The organism is Marinobacter salicampi (assembly GCF_011074795.1).
GTDB classification, from domain to species: domain Bacteria; phylum Pseudomonadota; class Gammaproteobacteria; order Pseudomonadales; family Oleiphilaceae; genus Marinobacter; species Marinobacter salicampi.
In genome coordinates this window covers 368,116-389,524 of the sequence record NZ_JAAMPF010000018.1, presented here as the reverse complement: position 1 = coordinate 389,524, position 21,409 = coordinate 368,116, and the positions used below count along the sequence as shown (strand labels likewise).

The following is a 21,409-nucleotide window of genomic DNA, read 5'->3' as shown; positions in this document are numbered from 1 at the left end:
GGGCAATATTTTGTGGCTTCCTGGTCGCTCACGGGGTGGCTCAGAGAAGGGTTCAGCAAGGCTGAACCGGTACAGTTGAGCCAAACGGTCGCCACAACCAACAATAAATACAATGAGGAACGCTGAGCTATGAAAATTCGTTCTGTACTGGCATCCGTCACGGCGCTCACGCTGACGGCTGCGCTGTCTACATCTGCACTTGCCCAGGAAAAGTTCACCCTGAAGATGGCAGAGACCTGGGGCCCCAACTTTCCGATTTTTGGAGACACCACCAAGAGCATGGCCGAAATGGTCGAAAAGATGTCCGACGGACGTCTCACGATCCGTATCGACTCTGCCAACAAGCATAAAGCGCCTCTGGGCGTTTTTGACATGGTCAAGGCCGGCCAGTACGACATGGGCCATTCCGCGTCCTACTACTGGAAAGGCAAGGTTCCCAACACCCTGTTTTTCACCAGCATGCCCTTTGGCATGACTGCCGATGAGCAATACGCCTGGTTCTATCACGGCGGCGGCATGGAACTCATGCAGGAAGTCTACGAGCCCCATAACATGCTGTCTTTTCCTGGCGGTAACACCGGCGTTCAGATGGGCGGCTGGTTCAACAAGGAAATCAATTCCCTTGAAGACCTCCAGGGTCTGAAAATGCGCATTCCCGGGTTTCAGGGCGAGGTGTTTGCCGAAGTGGGCGTCAACCCGACCAACATTGCACCGGGCGAGCTTTACACCGCCCTCGAACGTGGCACCATTGATGCGGTCGAGTGGGTCGGCCCGGCCCTTGACCTTCGTCTTGGCTTCCAGCAGATCGCCGACTATTACTACACCGGCTGGCACGAGCCCGCCACCGAGCTGCAGTTCCTGATTAACCAGAAGGCCTGGGATAAGCTCCCTGCTGACCTCCAGGAAATTCTCAGGGTCGCCATGCGCACGGCAGCCTACGACATGCTGATCCATTCAACCCATGAGAACTCCAAGGCCTGGGCCACCATTCAGGAGAAGCACCCCAACGTCCAGATCAAGAAGTTCCCGGATGAGGTGCTGAACGCTATGGTCAAGGCCAACGCCAAGCTCTTGGCAGAAGCGGCCGAGGGCAACCCGGAAGCGGCGAAGATCATCGAGTCCCAGGAAAAGTACCTGCGCAACGCGCGCAACTACACAGACATATCCCTGCGGGCCTACCTGAATACAATGGCGGAAATCGAAGACTAGATTCTGCCATCGTCTAGACTAGAGTGAACCAGTGCCGGGCATGCTCAAGCTGAGCCTGTCCGGCACACTTCGTTTAAGGCAGTCCGACAGTCGCTTGCGCGAGGGGCGGATGGTAACTGCGAGAGGGCAAGTATATGCGATGGGTCATTGCGCTGGACAATCTGTTGGCGCGTATTTCGTACCTTTGCGGCTGGGTGGCAAGCGCAGCTTTTGTGCTGATGATTTTCAACGTGTTCTACAACGTGTTGGCCCGCTACGTCTTCAGTGAAGTCTCTATCGGCATGCAGGAGATGGAGTGGCACCTCTACGCCGCCGTTTTTCTGCTGGGTATCCCTTACGCCCTGCGAACCGATGGCCATGTCCGGGTCGATGTCTTCTATGACCGCTGGACCGACGCCACCAAAGCGTGGATCAACATGATTGGCGCCATTATCCTGGTGATTCCGTTCTCCTACCTGCTCATCCATTATGGCTACAGCTTTACCGTGGAGTCCTACGCACTTGGTGAAGGCAGCGGAGACCCCGGTGGCCTGGCGTATCGTTGGATCATTAAATCACTGCTTCCCGTTTCAGCATTCTTCCTGGCCACCAGCGGTCTCGGCATGGTCACCCAGGCTATCCGGGTACTGAAGCTGGGCGAATCCTATACCAGCGATAAATCCGCAGGAGGTCTGGCATGATCGGTATCGTCATGTTTGTTGTCGCTCTTCTGATGCTGATGTTCGGCTTTCCCGTGGCCTTTACGTTTGGCGGTCTTGCCCTGCTGTTCGGGGTGTTTGCTGAAGGCATGGATCTGTTTGCGTTCATGCCTTTCCGTATCATGAGCATCATGCAGAACACCGTCCTGATGGCGATTCCGCTGTTCATTTTCATGGGAATCGTACTTCAGAAGACCAAACTTGCAGAGCAATTGCTCGAGTCCATGGGACGCCTCTTCGGTGGTCTGCCAGGCGGTCTGGCCATGTCCACAATCATCGTGGGCGCTCTGCTTGCGGCCTCAACCGGCGTTGTCGGGGCCAGCGTGGTCGCCATGGGCCTGATTTCGCTACCGGTCATGCTGGCACATGGTTACGACAAGAAGCTCAGCTGCGGCACCATCTGCGCTTCAGGCACCCTGGGGCAGATCGTGCCGCCTTCCATTATCCTGATCATTCTGGGGGACGTACTCGGCCTGCCAGTGGGTGATCTTTTTAGGGCCGCCGTTATCCCCGGTGCGGTACTAATCGGGCTTTACCTCGGCTATATCATCATTCTCACGCTGCTCAAGCCGAACATGGCGCCGCCGATGAAGCGCATCAATGATGACACCCGAAGCCAGGAAATCGTCAAGGCGCTGATTGCCATCATCCCGCCGCTGGCGTTGATTGCCATCGTGCTTGGGTCCATCTTCACAGGCATAGCGACTCCCACGGAATCTGCGGCTCTGGGCGGTGTCGGCGCCCTGGGACTGGCCGTTGCGTACCGGCAGTTCAGCTTCAAGCTCATGTGGCAAAGTGCCCAGGACACCGTAAAAGTAACCGCCATGGTGTTTGCAATACTGCTGGGCGCGACGGCTTTTTCCATGACCTTCAGTTACACCGGTGGCGACTATATTCTGGAGGAGTTCCTGCTCTCCCTACCAGGTGAAAAATGGGGATTCCTGATTTTCGCCATGCTGGTCATTCTGATTCTGGGTTTCTTCATCGATTTTGTGGAGATCTCCTTCATCATCGTGCCGATACTGGCGCCGGTTGCTGAGGCCCTGGGTCTGAACATGCTGTGGTTTGCCATTCTGATCGCCATGAACCTGCAGACCAGCTTCCTGACTCCGCCGTTCGGGTTTGCCCTGTTTTACCTTAAAGGAGTATCGCCGCCCGCAGTCCGAACCACGGACATCTATACGGGGGTTATGCCCTTTATCGGCCTTCAGATTCTCGTGCTGGTGATGCTCTTCATATTCCCAGGCTGGTTCGGGATGAGCAGTTAAGTCCGAAGCTCTGAAGTAATGATAGACCCGGCCCAGGCCGGGTTTTTTGCTCTAAAATTGATCTATATCCGAACAAATCTTGATTCTTCCCCTATCATTGGCACACTGGAGGTGGCAACTTCCCGCACCCAATCAGGCCGATGGAAGGAGCTTATTGGCAGACGGGTGACAGGAGGCAGCCGTTTTCTATAATTGAGTTGAATAACCGGGCCGTACTGGGCGTTTTAAAGCTGTTTTTCTGACCCATCATAAGGCCACAAAGACAACGCTTGATCGGGGAGGGAATACCCATGACTCAAAGCACCAGTAAGGCACAGCCTCTGCAGAACGATGATCTGAACCAGGATCAACCTCACGTATTGTCCATTCCGGTTGCAGAATCCCAGCCTGACCGGGCACCCCACAGTTACGAACGCTGGCTGCTGGCCAAGCTTCTGCGCATGACTGGCGCGCCGCCGGTCCGCTTCCGGCTATGGAATGGCGAAGAGGTCGAACCGGAAGAAACCACTCCGGAGTTCACCCTTTGCCTTAGCGATCCAAAAGCCCTCTATCAATTGGTCAGTAACCCAAACCTGGCGTTTGGTGATCTTTACAGCAGTGGCCGGCTACAGATTGAAGGCCATTTACCGGATCTGATGACCAGCCTGTACCGGGCCGTTCACCAGGCAAAACAACGGTGGCCCAAATGGCTGGAAACCCTCTGGCGCAACCATAACCCCCGCTCCACCAGCGTTACTGACGCCAAGGAAAATATTCATCACCACTATGACCTTGGTAACGAATTCTACCGGCTTTGGCTGGACGAGGCCGAAATGCAGTACACCTGCGCCTACTATGAAAAGGCCGACCTGACTCTGGAGCAGGCGCAGCTTGCCAAGCTGGAGCACGTTTGCCGCAAGCTCTGCCTCAAACCCGGCCAGACGGTTGTTGAAGCGGGCTGTGGCTGGGGAGGGCTGGCCCGCTATATGGCGCGGGAGTATGGCGTTAAGGTCCATGCCTATAATATTTCGAAGGAGCAACTGGCCTATGCAAGGGAGGAAGCGCGCCGCCAGCAGCTCGACCACCTTATCGACTACGTGGAAGACGATTACCGCAACATAGAGGGCCAGTACGATGCCTTTGTCTCCGTGGGTATGCTGGAACACGTGGGCAAGGAAAACTACGCCGAGTTCGGCGAAATCATCAAGCGTTCGCTGAAGCCGGACGGCATGGCGCTGGTCCACAGTATTGGCCGTAATCGACCCATGCTGATGAACGCGTGGATCGAAAAGCGGATCTTCCCCGGCGCCTATCCACCCAGCATCGGCGAATTCATGGCGGTCTGTGAGGCCGGAGAATTCTCGGTTCTTGATGTCGAAAACCTGCGCCTGCACTACGCCCATACCCTGGAAGACTGGTTTACCCGTTTTCAGAACCACGAGGACCGGGTTACCGAGCTCTACGACGAGCATTTTACCCGGGCCTGGCGACTGTATCTTGCAGGCTCAATGGCCGCATTCCGGGCCGGCGGCCTGCAGCTCTTCCAGGTGGTCTTCACCCACGGTGACAACAACAGCCTGCCGTCAAATCGGCATCACCTGTATACAAAACCCGCGGCCCCGGAGAAACCCTGATATGGAGCACTACGACCTGATCATCGTCGGCGGTGGTCCCGCCGGCTCCACGCTGGCCTGGACCCTGAGGGATGCCGGGAAGAAGATCCTGGTGATCGACAAACAGGACTTTCCCCGGGATAAGACCTGCGCGGGCTGGGTAACGCCGGCCGTTATGGACAGCCTCCACATTGACCATGAGGATTACAGTCAGAGCCGGACCCTGCAGCCGATAAACAGTTTCCGTATCGGCATGATGGGACAGGCCCCGGTTGAGAATGACCACGACGGCGTGGTCAGCTATGGTATTCGCCGATGCGAGTTTGACGATTACCTGCTTCAACGGGTGGCCTGTGACAAGGCTTTGAAAACGCCGGTGAAGTCTTTGAAACGTCAGGCCGACAGCTGGATTGTCAACGATCACTATGAAGCGCCGCTTATTGTAGGAGCCGGCGGCCATTTCTGCCCGGTTGCCCGTGAGCTTGGTGACGGCCCGGGTGGCCATGAAACAGTGGTGGCGGCCAAGGAAGTGGAATTTGAGATGACGCCGGAGCAGGCATCGCATTGCGAGGCCCGGGGAGAACGCCCTGAACTCTGGTTCTGCCGCGATCTCAAGGGCTATGCCTGGGTCTTCCGCAAAGGCAATTTCCTCAACATCGGCCTGGGCCGGGAAGACAATCACAAGCTGACGGATCACCTGAACCGCTTTATTGCTGATATGAAAGCCCAGGGGCGAATACCGTCAGACCTGCCGCGCCGCTTCAAAGGCCACGCCTATCTGCTTTACGCTCACGCCGAACGGCCACTGATTGACGACGGTGTCTTGCTGATTGGCGACGCGGCAGGCCTCGCCTACACCCAGAGCGGCGAGGGCATTCGGCCAGCGATTGAGTCCGCGCTGCTTGCGGCTAAAGTTATCAGGGAGGCGCCTGACGCTTCCGCCCGCCATCTTCAGAGCTATGGCGAGGCGATTTCCGAGCGCTTCGGCACCCGTGCGCTGAACGAAGGCTCCAACTGGCAGATTCCGGACTGGGTGAAAATGCCCCTGGCCAGCGGGCTGATGCGCTCCCACTGGTTTACCCGCAAAGTTGTGACGGAAAAGTGGTTCCTGCACCAGCAGGTGCCCCCACTGGAGGTGGCGGTCTGAAAATACAGGCTCGGCTGCCTGCAACCAAAAAGGCGACCATGGGGTCGCCTTTTGAACTGCTGCTTTCCTGGCCGGTGCTTTCCTAACCAGTTACTTGCCCAGATAGCTGCGATACATCCAGACCAGCTTCTCCTGCTGGGAAATGTAATCGCTCATCAAGGCAACGGTGCCCTCGTCATCGGCTTCGCCTGCCAGAGACAACAGGTCACGCTGCTTCCGGATAAGTTTGGCAAAGCTTTCTACAATGTTTTCCACCGCTTCCTTACCGTCATGGACGTCTTTGCGTTCCGGCACGTCCGACTTCTCGATGTAAGTACTGTAAGCATGGGCGGGACGGTGCCCCAAGGTTAGCACGCGCTCGGCGATCTCATCGATCTTGGCGAGCAGGTCATCATAGAGCTCTTCAAACTTGACGTGGAGCTCGAAAAAATTGTCGCCCTTGATGTTCCAGTGATAACCGCGCACGTTCATGTAGAAAATCTGGTAGTTAGCCAACAGCGAGTTGAGTTCATCCGCCAGTGTTTGCGTTTTCGCGGTATCCAAACCTAGAAAGTTAATACTCATACGGTCTCCTTTTCGTTCCAGTAAATCGCAAAATCCACTTTTGACTTCCAATATAAAGAATCTAATGCCGGGTGCACAGTTTAGACCAACAATCCCTGCAATAGTCTCATGTTATCTCTCTGCGATAAACTACCGCTATTGAAACTCGAAAAACAATTAACTTAACAATGATTATCAATACGCGTCTAATGAGGTTGTGAGTCATCAACGGGAGTAACCCATGAGCGCAATACGTCTGTTTGTACACGACCACGGCAGGTCCGGTGACAATTCGCTGATCAAGACGATCACCTTTGCCGTAACCCATTTTATCGTGGCGTTCTCGGTGGCCTACGTGCTGACTGGGGATCTGCTTATCGGCAGTCTTATTGCCATGGTGGAACCTGCCATCAACACAGTGGCCTACTTTTTCCACGAGAAGTTCTGGAAGCGGGTAGAAGCGGTCAGGAGAGTTCGCGAATCGAGCCGGCTCCCTGCCTGAGAGCACCGGGCACCAGACCCACTCTCCCGAACCGAGCGGATCAGCTCCCCGGCCCGCATTCCATGCACCGATCGACCATCTTCGGCCCGATGCGCAGTTTGAAGTTGAGATCCCTCAGAGCCGTTCGTACCCCTTCCTCAATGACAGGGTGATAGAATGGCATTTCGAGCATATCGCTCACCGTCATGCGTTTCTGTACCGCCCAGGCCAGCAGGTGACCAATATGTTCAGCAGCGGGGCCGAACATTTCGGCGCCCAGGAACAGGCCCGTGCCCTGCTCCCCGTAGACCCGCAAAAGGCCTTTATTCTTACCTATAACCCGGCTGCGACCCTGGCCTTCGAATGAAACCTCGCCGACTTCGAAACGACCCTGGCACTGCTCTTCTACCTGGTTGATGCTCAGGCCAACGGTTGCTATCTGCGGATCGGTGAACACCACAGCCAGAGGTGTGCGCCGCAGACCGGCCCATACCTTCCCCTGGAAGCCGGCATTGTTCCCTGCGATACGACCTTCGTCAGACGCTTCATGAAGCAGGGGCAGATCACTGCTGACGTCCCCGGCCATGTAAATGTGACTGTTGCCGCACTGCATGGTGAACCGGTCATACACTGGCACACCGCGGTCATCCAGCTCGAGATCGGCGTTCTCAATGCCCAGCTTGTCGATATTGGGACGGCGGCCGGTTGCCGCGAGGAGGTACTCAAAGGTTTCAGTGGTCTCGCCCTTGACCGGATCCGTAAAGGTGATATTCACACCACTGTCTGTGCGGTTAATGCCCGACACACTGGAATCGGCATCCAGTGGAAACTCTTCATTGAAGGCTTTCAGGGCATAATCGCGGACACTTGTGTCCTGAAGCGGGCCGACCGCACCACTGACACCAAACATCCTGACCCGCACCCCCAGCCTGCTCAGGGCCTGGCCCAGCTCCAGACCAATGACCCCGGGGCCGAATACGGCAACCGACTCGGGCAGGTCATCCATGTCAAAAAGGTCGTCATTGACAATCAGCCGATCCTCTGCGGCAGTCAGAAAGCCGGGAATATTGGACCTTGAGCCCGTTGCAATGACGATACGCTCCGCTTCGACTTCGATTCTGTCATCAACCAGAAGACGGTGGGGGTCTATAAAGCGGGCATGGCCGTTCACTTTGTGGTCCTCCGGAAAGCCCTGCACAGAGTCCAGCACAAAACTCACAAAACGATCGCGCTCCCTGCGAACCCGTTCCATCACAGCCCTGCCATCAATGCGCATATCACCGGGATAAACCCCGAACAGTCCCGCATGCTTCATGTCGTGGGCTGCGTCGGCTGCCGCGATCAGCAGCTTGCTCGGCATGCAGCCCACCCGGGCACAGGTCGTGCCGTACGGTCCCCCCTCGATAATCACCAGATTATCGGTGTGATCCCGGGCCGCTTTATAGGCGCCCATCCCGGCTGTCCCTGTGCCGATGATCGCAACGTCGACTTTTCGCTTCTGGTCGGTCATGGTTTGCCTCCGAAAACGGTGAAATTACCCGTTTCCCTAGTCTAGTAAGTTAGAACACTGCGGGTACAGAGCCAGGACCCACGCTCTTGGGCAAAAAAAGGCCCTTTCAGGGCCTTTTATACAACGGGCTCGGAACCTGCCCATGGATGCCTCCCTGGCTTTCAGTGACGAAATATACGGCTCGCGGCCACCCTGGATCAGAAAACGGGTAGACGCCATGACCAACCAGCGGCCGTTCAGGCTGACTCATCCCGTCACAGACTGCGAATCAGGGCCTCAGTCTGGTCCCAGCCCAGGCAGGGGTCAGTCAGGGAACAGCCGTAAACCAGTTCGGCGCTATCGACCTGCCGCCCCGGCGCCAGAAAACTCTCTAGCATCAGGCCTCGGATATTGTCGTTGCCTGCCTCTCTTTGGGTCATGACATCACGGGCAATGGTCACCTGGAGTTCAAACTGCTTGCGGGCATTGTCATGGCTGCAATCCACCATGACGGCGGTGTTCAACCCAGCCTTTTGCAGGGCCTGCACCGCCTTTTCTATACTGGCTGCGTCGTAATTGGTTAAGCTCCGGCCTCCGCGCAGTACGAGGTGGGTATCGCGGTTGCCTGGGGTGGTTACCATCGCCGGGGTGCCGGACCGGGTCATGGCCAACCGATGGTGGCTGTGAGCCGCTGAGGTCATGGCGTGGGCGGCAATACTGACATCCCCATCGGTGCCATTTTTGAAGCCCACCGGCATGGGCAGTCCACTCACCATTTCCCGGTGAATCTGGGATTCGGTGGTACGGGCACCGACCGCCGTCCAGCTCACAAGGTCCTCCAGGTAATCCATGGCCATGGGGCTCAGTGCCTCTGTCGCCACGGGCAGGCCCTGTTCTGCCAGGTTGAGCAACAGCCGGCGGGACCGGATCAGGCCCTGGTGGAGATCGCCCCTGCCGGTCCGTTCGGGATCGTAGAGCAAGCCTTTCCAGCCCACCGTGGTCCGGGGCTTCTCGACATAAGCGCGCATAACGATAAGGAAACGGTCGCTGACATCTTCAGCAAGCTGGCATAGCTTCTCACCATACTCCAGCGCTGCCATTTCATCATGAATCGAGCAGGGCCCCACGACCAGCAGCACTCGACGGTCCTGACCTGTCAGGATCTGTCGGATCTCAGCCCGGTGCTTCGCAATCCTGGCTCGCACTCGGTCGCCAAGAGGCAACTGAGTCTGAAGCATTTCCGGGGTCGGTAGCAGGGTTTCAGTTCCAGACGCCCTGGACGTCGATAGTTCCCTTTCTGCCAGGCCCTTAACCGATGGGGTCACCGTCAGGTCCTGTGTCTCCAGATTCAGAGGCGTGTTCATGTCCGTTTCCCATATCCTTGTATCAGAATCAAAAAAGCCCCGGCTGGGCTACCAGTCGGGGCTTTTCGAGTCCGGTGGCAGCCTAGGTTTCTGCCGGGCCGCCTTCCTCGTGTAATCTTATGAAGGTTCTACGGATGGCCCGGGTTCTGGCTAAAATAAAAGCCATAGTCAAGCCACCAGAAAAACACAGCCGCGCCGGAAACCAACGCCGGAGCGAAAGCTTTCAGAACATTCAATTGACAGGGCGCGTGTGTTGTCTTCATGCTTTTCACTATAACGCGGCCGGATGTGTTTGCAACCGTTTGCATGCTTTTTCTCTGTCATTCGAGACAGTACTGCCAGGAGTCCATTCATGCCGCCAGGGGGTTTGTCCTTGAAATTGCCTGCCCTATGGCTGGCTTTTCTGCTGGCCTTCGGCGTCAACGCCCACGCAATGGCGGCACCGGAAGCGCGCACTTACAGCCTGAATAACCGGCCAGCGGCTGATATTGCGGCCCAGCTTCGCGACCTCTATCCGGCGGATCAACTGGCGGTCTCGGCGCGGGGTCAGCAAATGATTCTGAGGGCCGAACCTGCGGTTCTCGATGAAGTTGGCCAACTGGTGGAAACCATGGATGTTGCGCCTGTCCAGATGCGCATCAGCGTACGGTCCGGCCAGTCTGGCCAGAGCTCGCGCCAGGGCGGCGGCGTTGGCATCAACAATGGGCGGGTAACGGTTCAGGGTGAATCACGTACTATCTCGACCCAGCGCAACCAGGAGCAGAACCTGATCGTTCAGGACGGGCAGTCGGCCCATATCAGTTCCGGCCAGGTACGCACGATTCCGGTAGCCATCAGAGGTGGCCGCAACCCGGCAGCCATTCTGCAACAGGTCGACATCCGCAGCGGATTCATCATTTCACCGCAGGTTATCTCGGACCAGCAGATCGAACTGAACGTCATGGCGTTCGATAACGACCCGGCCCAGGATCTTCCCGGCTATAAAACCGAAGCAATCCTGACCATCCGGCGGGTGGAACCGGGTCAGTGGGTTGAGCTGGGCAGTACCGAGACCCGCAGCCAGAACCAGAGGGAAGGCCTTACCTACGAGGTAGGCGGCAGTCAGGAGGCCAGTCACCGCTACCAGATAAAGGTGGACGTGCTCTAGTGGCACGCCTGCAAAGGCTCAACTACCGCGCCTGCCCAAAAGCACGGTCTTGGCTTCATTGAGCTTGGCCGCCAGGTAGTCAGTGCCACCGCGGTCAGGATGCAGCTTCTGCATCAATCGGCGATGGGCCATCACAACCTCGTCCTCTGCACATCCCGGCTTCACTCCAAGCACCTCACAGGCTTCTGAAACGCTCATACTTCCTGTTACCGGCGGAACCTGCCTCCCCGGACCTTCGCCAGCGCTCCGTTGCTGGCCATGACTTTTATAGGTGCGGAACAGGCGATTCAGCGCGGGCAGGTATTTCAGCAAAACCGGCAGTCTGCGCAGCATTGGCAGTAAAGCGGCCACCGCGGCGACCAGTATATGAACCCGCCCGGTCAGAACGAGCCCCAGCAGAAGCAGGCCCGCCGCAGCCAGCGCGACTTTCCAGCCGACAGTCTTCCTTTGCTCCGGCGCCAGGCCGGCCCAGTATTTGAGAGTGACAAACACCAGCAACGTCAGGCCAATTCCCAAAAGCCAATGCATTTTATTTATCTCCCACCTGGGCCGGCATCATATACAGATCACCTTTTAATCGCGCTATGATGCCAGACTTCATCGTCTGCTGAAGTACCAAAGCCAAATTGAATCTGTAGGAGCAGGCACGCTGATCATCCGGCTGATTTTTTGGCCGGTTCTTGAGACTGTGCTTAGGCAGCTATCTATTTTAGGCTATACTGCGCCGCCGGCACCCTCAGTTTTCAGTCACGGATACGCGCCAAGCGTATCAGCACTGGTCACGGACACATGTATTTCAGGATCTAACTCATGCGAACAGCGTCCCGTTTTGCCATTGTCATTATCTTTCTAGTCATCGTCCTTGGCGGTATCTTCGGCTACAAGTTCTACCAGTTCGGACAAATGCAGGAGCAGCTTTCCCAGCCCCAGCCTCCGGCAATCGTCTCGGTAGTGGAAGCGCAGTCCGAAGACTGGCTGCCGGCTGTCAAAGCAGTGGGTAGTATAGAGGCCGTTAATGGCATTCAGGTGGCCAATGAAGTACCCGGAATCATAGAAACCATAAATTTCGAGTCCGGTGACACAGTTGAGTCCGGCAGCGTGCTGGTTCGTCTGGACGCTGCAATAGATGAAGCGGCGCTACGGACACGAAAGGCAGAAGCCCAGCTGGCGGAACAGGAGTTCAAGCGGGTCTCTGATCTGTTGCCCCGAAGGGCTGTGTCCCAGTCCCAGTACGATGAGGCCAAAGCCAACCTGGATTCAGCCAAGGCGCGGGTCAACGAGGCCGAAGCCCAGCTTAACAAAAAGGTCATCAGGGCACCCTTTGCCGGCACACTGGGCCTGCGCATGGTGGATCAGGGAGAGTACCTGCCCACAGGCTCTGCCATTGTCGAGATCAACATGCTCGACCCGATCTATGTGGATTACACCCTGTCGGAGAAAGAGCTCGCCAAGCTGGACACCGGCTATGACGTGGAAGTCACCGTGGCTGCGGTGCCTGACTCCACCTTTACCGGCGAAGTCAGTGCGGTCAACTCCTCAGTAAACCCCGAGACCCGCACCGTTCGCGTACGGGCGACCCTGGCCAACCCAGACAAAGTGCTCAAACCCGGCATGTTCGCTACTATCCGCACCCTGCAGCCGGAAGCCCGCGAGGTGGTCACCATACCCCGTACGGCCATCTCCTATAACACCTATGGCGACTTTGTCTTCGTCACCAAGACCAATGACGAAGACCAGCTGGTGGTCGAACGGCGCACCGTAACCACCGGCGAGACACGGGAAGGGAACGCCTCTGTGGTGGAGGGGCTCGAAGCGGGTGAACAAATTGTGTCCAAGGGCCTGTTACGCCTGAGAGCGGGACAGCGTGTCAAGATTCAGGACGACGAAGAGGCCGCTCGCGACGGCGCGGCCGCCGAATCGGAGGCCTCTGACTGATGCGTTTCACCGACATATTTGTTCAGCGCCCTGTTCTTGCCACTGTGGTCAGCCTGCTGATCCTTTTGCTTGGCGCCCGGGCCGCCATGGAGATGGAAATCCGCCAGTATCCGCAGCTTGAGAGCACCACGGTCACGGTCACAACCGCGTACCCGGGCGCCAGCTCGGACCTGGTCAAAGGATTTATCACCACGCCGCTGCAGCAGGCTATCGCCGAGGCAAGTGGCATTGATTACCTGAGCTCAACCAGCGCCCAGGGCCGGTCCACCATCGAAGCGAAGATGGTGCTTAACTACGATGCCAACGCAGCCCTGGCGGAGATTCAGGCGAAAGTCGCCAGCCAGCGCAACGTGCTGCCGGCAGAGGCCCAGGACCCGGTTATCTCGTCGACCACCGGCGACTCCACGGCGCTGATGTACATTGCCTTCTACAGCTCGGAGTTACAGGTACCCCAGATCACCGACTATCTGACCCGGGTAGTGCAGCCAAAGCTCCAGGCCCTGGCCGGCGTCGGCAAGGCGGAACTGCTGGGGCGCAAGTTCGCCCTGAGAGTCTGGCTTGATCCCGAACGACTTTCGGCGGTGGACCTGACGCCCCAGGAAGTGGTCAGTGTCCTGCTGGCCAACAACTATCAGGCGGCGGTGGGTAATACCCGCAGCGAATACGTCAAGATCAGCATGACCAGCAATACCGACGTCGGCGACCCTGAGCAGTTCAAGGATCTGGTCGTGAAGGAGTCCAATGGCACACTCGTGCGGCTGCGAGACATAGCCAACGTGGAACTGGGCTCGGAAACCTATGACCAGCTGGCCCTATATAAGGGCCAGCCTGCCACCTACGTGGCCATAGAGCTGTCGCCAGGAGCCAATCCCCTGACGGTGGCAGAGCTGGTAAAGGACGAACTGCCGGGCATTGAGCAGCAGCTACCCTCTGGGCTCAATGTCCGGCTGGCCTACGACGCTTCCGATTTTATCGACAACTCCATCAACGAAGTGATCAAGACACTGCTCGAGGCTATGGTCATCGTCCTGGTCGTGGTCTTCCTCACCCTCGGTTCGGTACGGGCAGCCATTGTGCCTTCGGTAGCAGTGCCTCTGTCTCTTGTGGGTGGCGCTTTTGTCATGCTGCTGATGGGCTTCTCCCTGAACCTGCTGACGCTGCTGTCCATGGTACTGGCCATTGGCCTGGTGGTGGATGATGCCATCATTATGGTGGAGAACGTCCACCGGCATATCGAAGCTGGTGAGTCCCGATTCGATGCTGCGATCAATGGCGCCCGGGAAATGGCGACACCCATCATCGCAATGACCACCACCCTAGTGGCGGTTTACGCGCCTATCGGTTTCATGGGCGGGCTGGTGGGTTCGCTGTTTACCGAATTTGCCTTCACCCTTGCCGGCACGGTCGTTATCTCCGGCATTGTGGCCCTGACCCTGTCTCCCATGCTCTCCAGCATGGTGTTGAAGCCCCACGGCAACCCCGGCAAATTCGAATCATTTGTGGAACGCACCTTCACGGGTCTGGCCAACAGCTACAAGCGTGCCCTTACCTCAATGATGCAGACCCTGTCAGTGGTCATCTTTTTTGCCGTCGTCATTCTGGCGTCGATCTACTTCATGGTGACCATGAGTCAGAACGAGCTGGCGCCGACGGAAGACCAGGGCATTCTGTTCTACCAGGGCCAGGCCGGCCAGACCTCGACCCTGGAGTACCTCCAGGAACACGGCGATGAGGTCCAGCAGCGCATGTCCGAGGTCGACGGCTATAACGAAGACTTCATGATTCTGGGTATCACCGGCCCCAACGCGGTATTTGGCGGCTTCAAGATGGCGCCCTGGGGCGACCGCGACATCAGTCAGTTCGAGGTTCAGCCCAAGCTCCAGGAAGCCCTGTCTCACGTGACCGGACTGAAGACCGCGGTGTTCCCCCGGCCTTCCCTGCCAGGTTCCGGGGGCGGCCTCCCCTTCCAGTTCGTGCTGACTACCGGTGAGAGCTACGAGCGTCTCAACGAGGTGGCCAACGAATTACAGTCCAAGGCGATGGAAAGCGGCAACTTCATGTTCCTGCAAAAATCCATCGATTTTGACCGGCCTGTGGTTGGAATCAAGGTAGACCGTGACCGTGTTGCCGATCTTGGCCTGTCCATGCAGGACGTCGGCCGAACCATGGCCAGCATGCTCGGCGGCGGTTACATCAACCGGTTCAATATGCAGGGCCGTTCCTATCAGGTCATTCCTCAGGTGGCCCAGGAATTCCGGCTCGATGAGGAGGCCCTGAACGACTATTACATCCGGGCGGATAACGGCGAACTGGTTCCCCTGGGCAGCGTTATCAGCTTCGAAAGAACCGTTGAACCCTCTCAGCGGACCCAGTTCAATCAGTTGAACTCCCTGACTCTTGAAGGTGTGCCCACCCCCGGTACCACGGCAGGGGACGCCATGGCGTTCATGGAGCAGACCGCAAGCGAGGTGCTGCCCCAGGCCTTCAGCTACGACTACACAGGTGAGACCCGGCAGTTGGCGACCCAAGGTAGTGCGCTGATGGTGACCTTCTTCCTGTCACTGCTGGTCATCTATCTTGTACTCGCTGCCCAGTTCGAGAGCTGGCGGGACCCGTTTATCATCCTGGTCTCTGTACCCATGTCGGTCGCGGGAGCCATGGCCTTTATCGTGCTTGGGTTCGCCACCATGAACATCTATACCCAGGTGGGTCTGATCACACTGATAGGCGTGGTCTCCAAGAACGGCATTCTGATCGTCGAATTTGCCAACCAGCTACAGCAGCAGAAGGGCCTGAGCAAGCGGGAGGCCGTGCTTGAAGCCGCGGCCATACGGCTTCGCCCTATCATCATGACGTCAGTGGCTCTGATCTTCGCCATGGTGCCGCTGCTGATTGCAGCGGGCCCCGGGGCTGAAAGCCGCTTCGCTATTGGTCTGACTATTGCGACAGGTCTAGGCATCGGCACCCTCTTTACCGTCTTTGTACTGCCGGCCTTCTACATTCTCCTGGGCCGGCAACATCCCAGCGGTGGCCCTGATCAGAGCACGGACAGAGACCATCCGGACGGCGGGCCTGATAGCAAAGCCCTTGCTCACTGAGCCTGTCCTGTAACTGCGAGCCCGATCAGCGCCAGCGGTGGTCGGGCTTTTTTTAGTGTAGTCTGGGCAAACTTAGCCTTGTTGTGGAAATTCTGTGACTCTCAGCTCCCTGTTCTGGATCTTCTTGTTCGGTTTTCTTGTGTGGTACTGGTGGAAGGCCAAGGCCATAAAGGATTGCGTGGTTAACGCTGCCCGCGACTACTGCAGGAAAGCCGATGTGTTACTGCTCGACGAGGCGGTCTACCTGCGGGGGCTCTGGTTCAAACGCGACCGGCAAGGCAACCTGCGGGTCTGGCGCCGGTTCCTGTTCGAATTCACCGCCACGGGCGAAGAGCGATACCACGGCCGCGTCATCATGCTCGGCAAATACATTGAGCACATTGAGCTGGAACCTCACCGGTTCAGTTAGAACCGGGCCAGCCGGTCGTTCACTGCCTTTCTTCCATTAGCCCATTAGCCATTATCTTGCTACCACCCAGGCATCTGTAGTGAGACTAGCTCCCCCAGGAATAACCTGAATCCTCGTAGTGTGCCCTACTGCCAATTCCCGGGCTGGGTTAGGAGTAAACTTGGGAGCATGGATTGAGAGCGATGCTCTGCAGAACCTCCACCGGTAAAAACAATGACTCCCGACCGGGTACAGGAACAGAAAACAGCGGGCTTCAGGAAGTTACGGTTCTCGCCCGAGCTGGAAGCCCTTTATCAGCGTGACCGTGATCAGGCCATGCGACTGCGTTGCCGACCTGTCACCGCAAGCGCGCTGGCTCTGCTGGTCCTCTATGCCCTGCTTGACCTTGTCATGCTGCCCTCCGAATTGGCGCAGCAAACCATAGCCGTGCGCTCCTTTGTGACCTGCCCCGCCATTCTACTGGCCTGGGGGCTTTCCTACCGACCCGTTTCAGCTGACACTTTTAACCTGACTTATACCGCCGCGTACGTTGCCGGCGGATTGAGTGTCGTCCTTATTATCGCCCTGGCGCGCCTGGACAGGTTTCCCCTGCCCTATGAGGGCGTTCTGCTGATGCTGATGTTCGGATATTTCGTTATGGGCCTGACTTTCCGGGCCGCATCCGCTGCCTCGGCCGCTATTATTGCTGCCTATCTGGTCATGGAGGCAATGGTCGACACGCCACACGACGTGGTGGTGCTCAATGGGGTCTTTCTGTTTACCGCCAATGTCATGGGCATGGTGGGGTCCTGGCTCAGCGAATACCGCCAGCGGGCTCATTTTCTTGATCGGGTGCTGCTTGACGAAAGCCGCCGTTTTGCCGAACAGGAAAACGCCCGCAAAACCCATCTGATCACAGCCGCCAGCCATGACCTCAGGCAACCCCTGAACGTTATCAGTCTGATGCTTGAAAACCTGACGCCTGCGCCGTCATCTGGCGAGGCCGCGCTACTTGGCCGTTTGAAGGGCTCGATGGCACACTTCAATTCTCTGTTGGGGTCTGTACTGGACATTTCCCGCCTTCAGCAAAACATGGTCCAGCCGGAGCCCCGGGGACTTGCTGCCTCCACGGTTCTGGATCAACTGGTCAGGGGGCTGGAAGGCGATGCGTCCCGGCGCGGAGTCGAACTGAACTGTGATCCCGGCGACCCAGGTAACGGTGTGCTGGCTGATCCCCAGCTTCTTCACCGTATTCTGCAAAATCTGGTGTTGAACAGCCTCGAACATAGCGGTGCTGACGCTATTGAGCTGACCGCTCGACCGGTGGCTGACTGCTTGCGGTTCGAGGTCAGGGACAATGGTCGCGGCCTGACCAGCGCGACCATGGAAAAAGTATTTGAGCCTTTTTTCCGTACCAACAATAAGGCCCGGGAACGTCAGGGCCTGGGCCTGGGCCTGGCGATCGTCAAGGAGCTTACGGAGCTGATGGAGGGGCGCTGCGGTGTCAACAACCTGGAAACCGGCGGCGCCTGCTTCTGGTTTGAGATGCCCGCCGTTATCGTAGCAAATCGCGGGACCGGCCCTAGAGCAGTCCCAGGGCCCGGGCCTGGGCAACACTCTCCGTGCGGTTATGCACCCCAAGCTGAATAAAGATTGCTTTCAGATGGCTCTTGACCGTGTGCTCGGTGAGGTCGAGCATCTGGCAGATCTTCTTGTTGGGCAAACCCTCGGCGATCAATAGCAGCACCTCCCTCTGCCTGGGCGTCAGATAGCAAAGCTCGGGCTGATCCTTAGGCAGGGTTGGGTAAAAACTTTCGCCTCTGCTGATCGCTTCGATCAGGCTGACAAGCACCTGACGTCCGGCTGACTTGGGCATGTAGCCTTCAGCGCCGACGGACCTGGCCATCCTGATGACGGTCTCATCTTCATTGCTTGAAATGACGACCACGGGATTACCCAGCCCCTGCGAGGCCATGCTGTCCAACAGTGTTAGACCACCCTCACCCTGGAGTGCCAGGTCCAGCAATACCAGCGATGTCCCCGGATGCGCAATCAGGTCAGTCAGGGCCGCAGCCACGGTGTCTGTCTCGGCGCATGCCTGCACCAACCCTTCCTTGCGAAGGATGGAGGCCAGACCGTCGGCAAAAAACGGGTGGTCATCCACGATCAGTACCCGGTCCAGGGGTAAGCCCCGGGAAAGGCCAACGGTCGCCGCGCGCATACGGTCAGCGGTTGATACCATTGATTATCTCCATCAGCACGTTTTTGTTTTTTGCTGTGCCTGTTGTCACTATACGCCTGACATCACTCCCGGGCTGAGAGCTGGGTAATATTTTCGCAAACCGGACCCGGTTCTCGTAGCCAACTTGCCCCGGAGTCTCCTGCCCGGTTAGATGAGGCAAGGAAACTTGTCTCAGTCCGGTCTTTTAGACCATAGTCATCATTAAACCAGCCGTTCAACAGGGGTGCTCATGACCGCGACGAGCCACGGAAATGCCGAGGGGATCAAGGGGTCCGACCTGCTTGTCCAGGCACTCGAAAATGAGGGCGTCAAGTACATTTTTGCCGTGCCAGGGGAGGAAAACCTCGACCTGCTGGAGTCTATCCGGACCTCCGGTATCGAACTCATCCTGAACCGGCACGAACAGGCAGCCGGGTTCATGGCTGCGACCTATGGACGGCTCACAGGGAAGGTCGGCGTGTGCTTATCAACACTGGGCCCCGGTGCCACCAATTTGATGACCGCTGCAGCCTACGCCACGCTCGGCGCCATGCCCATGCTGATGATCACCGGCCAAAAGCCCATCAAATCGTCAAAACAGGGTCTGTTCCAGATTATCGATACGGTGGACCTTATGCGTCCGCTGACCAAGTACACCCGCCAGATCAGCAACGCCAATACCATCCCTGCCAAACTACGTGAGGCCGTTCGGCTTGCCACTGAAGAACGACCCGGAGCGGTACATCTGGAGTTGCCCGAGGACATCGCGTCTGAAATGGCGCTGCCGGATACTCACATCTTCCTTCCCAGTGACGCCCGGCGGCCCACAGCCAGCATCAAGAGTCTGGAAAGCGCCCGCGAGATGATTCATGCCGCCCGGTACCCGCTGATCATGATCGGTGCTGGCGCTAACCGGAAACGGGTTTCCCAGGCCCTGATACATATGGTCAACGCTACCGGCATCCCGTTTTTTACCACCCAGATGGGCAAGGGCGTGGTGGACGAGCGGCATCCGCTCTATCTTGGCAATGCCGCACTTTCCACCGGAGACTTTGTGCATTGCGCCATAGATCATGCTGACCTGGTCATAAACGTGGGCCATGACGTGGTGGAAAAACCGCCGTTTTTCATGCGCCCCGGCGGCAAGAAAGTCATACATATCAATTTCAGTCCTGCGGATGTTGACCCGGTTTACTTTCCCCAGCATGAAGTCGTGGGTGATATCGCCAACAGCGTTGACTGGCTTGCAGAGCATTGCGGCCAGAGCAGCAACCACGACTTTACCCGTTTCCAGGAGGTAAAAAGTTCCGTTGAAAGGCACCTGTCCGAGCGTATCGACGACGAGCGCTTCCCCATCATTCCCCAGCGCATCGTGAACGATGTGCGCCGGGTGATGCCGGAGGATGGCGTCATCGCCCTGGATAATGGCATGTATAAAATCTGGTTCGCCCGTAATTACAAGGCCTACGATAACAACACGGTGTTGCTGGATAATGCCCTTGCCTCCATGGGTGCGGGTCTGCCCAGTGCCATGGCAGCCGCCATGGTCTACCCCGAGCTGAAAGTGATGGCCATCTGCGGAGACGGCGGCTTCATGATGAACAGCCAGGAACTGGAAACCGCCATACGCCTGAAGCTCAACCTGGTGGTCCTGCTTATCAATGACAATGCTTACGGCATGATCCGGTGGAAACAGGCAGAGGACGGTTTTGAGAACTTTGGCCTGGAATACCAGAACCCCGACTTCGTCCGTTATGCCGAATCCTATGGTGCCGTTGGGCATCGTGTCGAATCTGCTGGCCAACTGAGACCGGCGCTGGAAAAAGCGCTGACCGCAGGTGGTGTCCATCTGGTGGAAGTTCCGGTGGATTACAGCGAGAATAGCCGGGTGTTTAATGAAGAGCTTGGCCAGTTGACCTGTGATGTGCGGGCGGGTACCTGAGTTCTGCTCGGGCATTGATCAACGCTTTTGATGGCAAGCCACGTTATGAAACGCCGAATTTCAGTTTTTTTGCTGTTCATGCTGTCAATGCTCGGGCCAGTGCCCCTGTTCGCGTCCGAGCGCAGCCAACCCGAGCTTAGAATCGTCACTTCCTATTATCCTCCCTTTCAATACCTTGAAGGCAACACAGTGGTGGGGGAGCACACGGCTATCATTCGGCAGGTAGTCACTGACATGAACCTCACGCCCCATATTGAGTTGTTGCCATGGATACGGGCCGAGGCTCGGATCAAGTCAGGGGCAGCGGACCTTGTGTACTCGCTGACCTACTCGGAACAGAGAGCTCAGCATTACCTGTTCACCAACCCCATAGGTGAAGCCAGGGATGTGCTGTTCGTCCACCGAGACGCCCGCCTGCCCGGCCACAGGCTGGCGGATCTGGACGAGCTGAAAATCGGCGTCTCCGCTTCCTACAGCTACTCACCTGAATTCATGCGCTGGCTTGAGAACCGCTCCGGGCCGGTGGTGCGCATTAGCCATGAAGCACCGGAACTGACCGGCCTGCGTATGGTCGCCCATGGGCGCCTGGACCTCTTTATCTGCGAAGTGTCCGTCTGTGAATACATCATCGAGACGCACCGCGACGCCAACCCCAAGCTCGACCGGCTTGAACACCTGCCGGGCACGGTCGGCATCAGAAGACCTTTCCGGGCGGCTTTCAGCCGCCACCATCCGGAAGCGGCGGCCTTGCGGGAGGCATTTAACGACGCACTGGATAAACTGGACCTGCCCTGATTCCCGGCCGGAACCCTCGGCAATCCCCTACCTCATTAGAGCCATGCCCGGGCGCGAGGTTTTCTATACTGTCGAGACCGCCGCCAACCAAA

Annotated in this window: 18 protein-coding genes; 13 read left to right on the top strand and 5 right to left on the bottom strand. The window is 57.4% G+C overall.

Annotated elements, in window-relative coordinates; genetic code table 11:
- Positions 1 to 129: 129 nt before the first annotated feature.
- From G7W63_RS10835 to G7W63_RS10815, 5 genes are all read left to right on the top strand, one after another.
- A complete protein-coding gene (locus tag G7W63_RS10835; RefSeq protein WP_166257348.1) occupies positions 130 to 1,209 on the top strand; it encodes a TRAP transporter substrate-binding protein in 1,080 nt (359 codons plus the stop codon).
- 134 nt (positions 1,210 to 1,343) lie between these two features.
- Positions 1,344 to 1,889 (top strand): TRAP transporter small permease subunit, encoded by a 546-nt coding sequence (locus G7W63_RS10830; protein ID WP_166257345.1) that lies wholly within the window; start codon positions 1,344 to 1,346, stop codon positions 1,887 to 1,889.
- Positions 1,886 to 3,175: a TRAP transporter large permease gene (locus G7W63_RS10825; protein ID WP_166257342.1), complete on the top strand. Its 1,290-nt coding sequence runs from the start codon at positions 1,886 to 1,888 to the stop codon at positions 3,173 to 3,175. The genes G7W63_RS10830 and G7W63_RS10825 overlap by 4 nt, the downstream gene beginning before the upstream one ends.
- A gap of 290 nt (positions 3,176 to 3,465) precedes the next feature.
- Positions 3,466 to 4,788: an SAM-dependent methyltransferase gene (locus tag G7W63_RS10820; RefSeq protein WP_166257340.1), complete on the top strand. Its 1,323-nt coding sequence runs from the start codon at positions 3,466 to 3,468 to the stop codon at positions 4,786 to 4,788.
- A 1-nt stretch (position 4,789) separates the two neighbouring features.
- A complete protein-coding gene (locus tag G7W63_RS10815) occupies positions 4,790 to 5,914 on the top strand; it encodes an NAD(P)/FAD-dependent oxidoreductase (protein WP_166257337.1) in 1,125 nt (374 codons plus the stop codon).
- 90 nt (positions 5,915 to 6,004) lie between these two features.
- Here G7W63_RS10815 and G7W63_RS10810 read toward each other — a convergent pair whose 3' ends face one another.
- Positions 6,005 to 6,478: a Dps family protein gene (locus G7W63_RS10810; RefSeq protein WP_166257334.1), complete on the bottom strand. Its 474-nt coding sequence runs from the start codon at positions 6,476 to 6,478 to the stop codon at positions 6,005 to 6,007.
- Positions 6,479 to 6,698: 220 nt separating this feature from the next.
- Between G7W63_RS10810 and G7W63_RS10805 the strand changes: the two genes are divergently transcribed.
- Positions 6,699 to 6,959, top strand: coding sequence for a DUF2061 domain-containing protein (locus G7W63_RS10805; protein WP_242634388.1), 261 nt, complete (start codon positions 6,699 to 6,701; stop codon positions 6,957 to 6,959).
- Between the two features lie 40 nt (positions 6,960 to 6,999).
- On the opposite strand, the gene G7W63_RS10800 is transcribed toward G7W63_RS10805, so the two are convergent.
- Entirely contained in the window at positions 7,000 to 8,448 is a 1,449-nt protein-coding gene (locus tag G7W63_RS10800; RefSeq protein ID WP_166257331.1) for a dihydrolipoyl dehydrogenase, read from the bottom strand.
- 254 nt (positions 8,449 to 8,702) lie between these two features.
- Positions 8,703 to 9,791, bottom strand: a complete 1,089-nt coding sequence (locus G7W63_RS10795; protein WP_166257328.1) for a 3-deoxy-7-phosphoheptulonate synthase — start codon at positions 9,789 to 9,791, stop codon at positions 8,703 to 8,705.
- A 373-nt stretch (positions 9,792 to 10,164) separates the two neighbouring features.
- On the opposite strand from G7W63_RS10795, the gene G7W63_RS10790 reads away from it, so the two are divergent.
- Positions 10,165 to 10,938, top strand: coding sequence for a secretin (locus G7W63_RS10790; protein WP_242634387.1), 774 nt, complete (start codon positions 10,165 to 10,167; stop codon positions 10,936 to 10,938).
- 18 nt (positions 10,939 to 10,956) lie between these two features.
- Here the strand turns inward: G7W63_RS10790 and G7W63_RS10785 are convergent, their stop codons facing one another.
- Positions 10,957 to 11,466, bottom strand: coding sequence for a J domain-containing protein (locus G7W63_RS10785; protein ID WP_166257321.1), 510 nt, complete (start codon positions 11,464 to 11,466; stop codon positions 10,957 to 10,959).
- 282 nt (positions 11,467 to 11,748) lie between these two features.
- Here G7W63_RS10785 and G7W63_RS10780 point away from each other — a divergent pair, with 282 nt between their 5' ends.
- The 4 genes from G7W63_RS10780 (at position 11,749) to G7W63_RS10765 (ending at position 18,009) form a co-directional block, all read left to right on the top strand.
- Entirely contained in the window at positions 11,749 to 12,873 is a 1,125-nt protein-coding gene (locus tag G7W63_RS10780) for an efflux RND transporter periplasmic adaptor subunit (protein ID WP_166257318.1), read from the top strand.
- On the top strand, positions 12,873 to 15,971 hold the full coding sequence (locus tag G7W63_RS10775) for an efflux RND transporter permease subunit (RefSeq protein ID WP_166257315.1): 3,099 nt from the start codon (positions 12,873 to 12,875) through the stop codon (positions 15,969 to 15,971). The genes G7W63_RS10780 and G7W63_RS10775 overlap by 1 nt, the downstream gene beginning before the upstream one ends.
- 94 nt (positions 15,972 to 16,065) lie before the next feature.
- On the top strand, positions 16,066 to 16,380 hold the full coding sequence (locus tag G7W63_RS10770; protein WP_166257312.1) for a DUF3301 domain-containing protein: 315 nt from the start codon (positions 16,066 to 16,068) through the stop codon (positions 16,378 to 16,380).
- 213 nt (positions 16,381 to 16,593) lie between these two features.
- Entirely contained in the window at positions 16,594 to 18,009 is a 1,416-nt protein-coding gene (locus G7W63_RS10765) for a sensor histidine kinase (RefSeq protein ID WP_166257309.1), read from the top strand.
- Here G7W63_RS10765 and G7W63_RS10760 read toward each other — a convergent pair.
- Positions 17,942 to 18,601, bottom strand: a complete 660-nt coding sequence (locus G7W63_RS10760) for a response regulator transcription factor (protein WP_166257306.1) — start codon at positions 18,599 to 18,601, stop codon at positions 17,942 to 17,944. The genes G7W63_RS10765 and G7W63_RS10760 overlap by 68 nt on opposite strands.
- Positions 18,602 to 18,830: 229 nt before the next feature.
- Here G7W63_RS10760 and G7W63_RS10755 point away from each other — a divergent pair, with 229 nt between their 5' ends.
- Entirely contained in the window at positions 18,831 to 20,522 is a 1,692-nt protein-coding gene (locus tag G7W63_RS10755; RefSeq protein ID WP_166257303.1) for an acetolactate synthase large subunit, read from the top strand.
- A gap of 45 nt (positions 20,523 to 20,567) precedes the next feature.
- Positions 20,568 to 21,317: a substrate-binding periplasmic protein gene (locus G7W63_RS10750; protein ID WP_166257300.1), complete on the top strand. Its 750-nt coding sequence runs from the start codon at positions 20,568 to 20,570 to the stop codon at positions 21,315 to 21,317.
- The last annotated feature ends 92 nt before the right edge of the window (positions 21,318 to 21,409 follow it).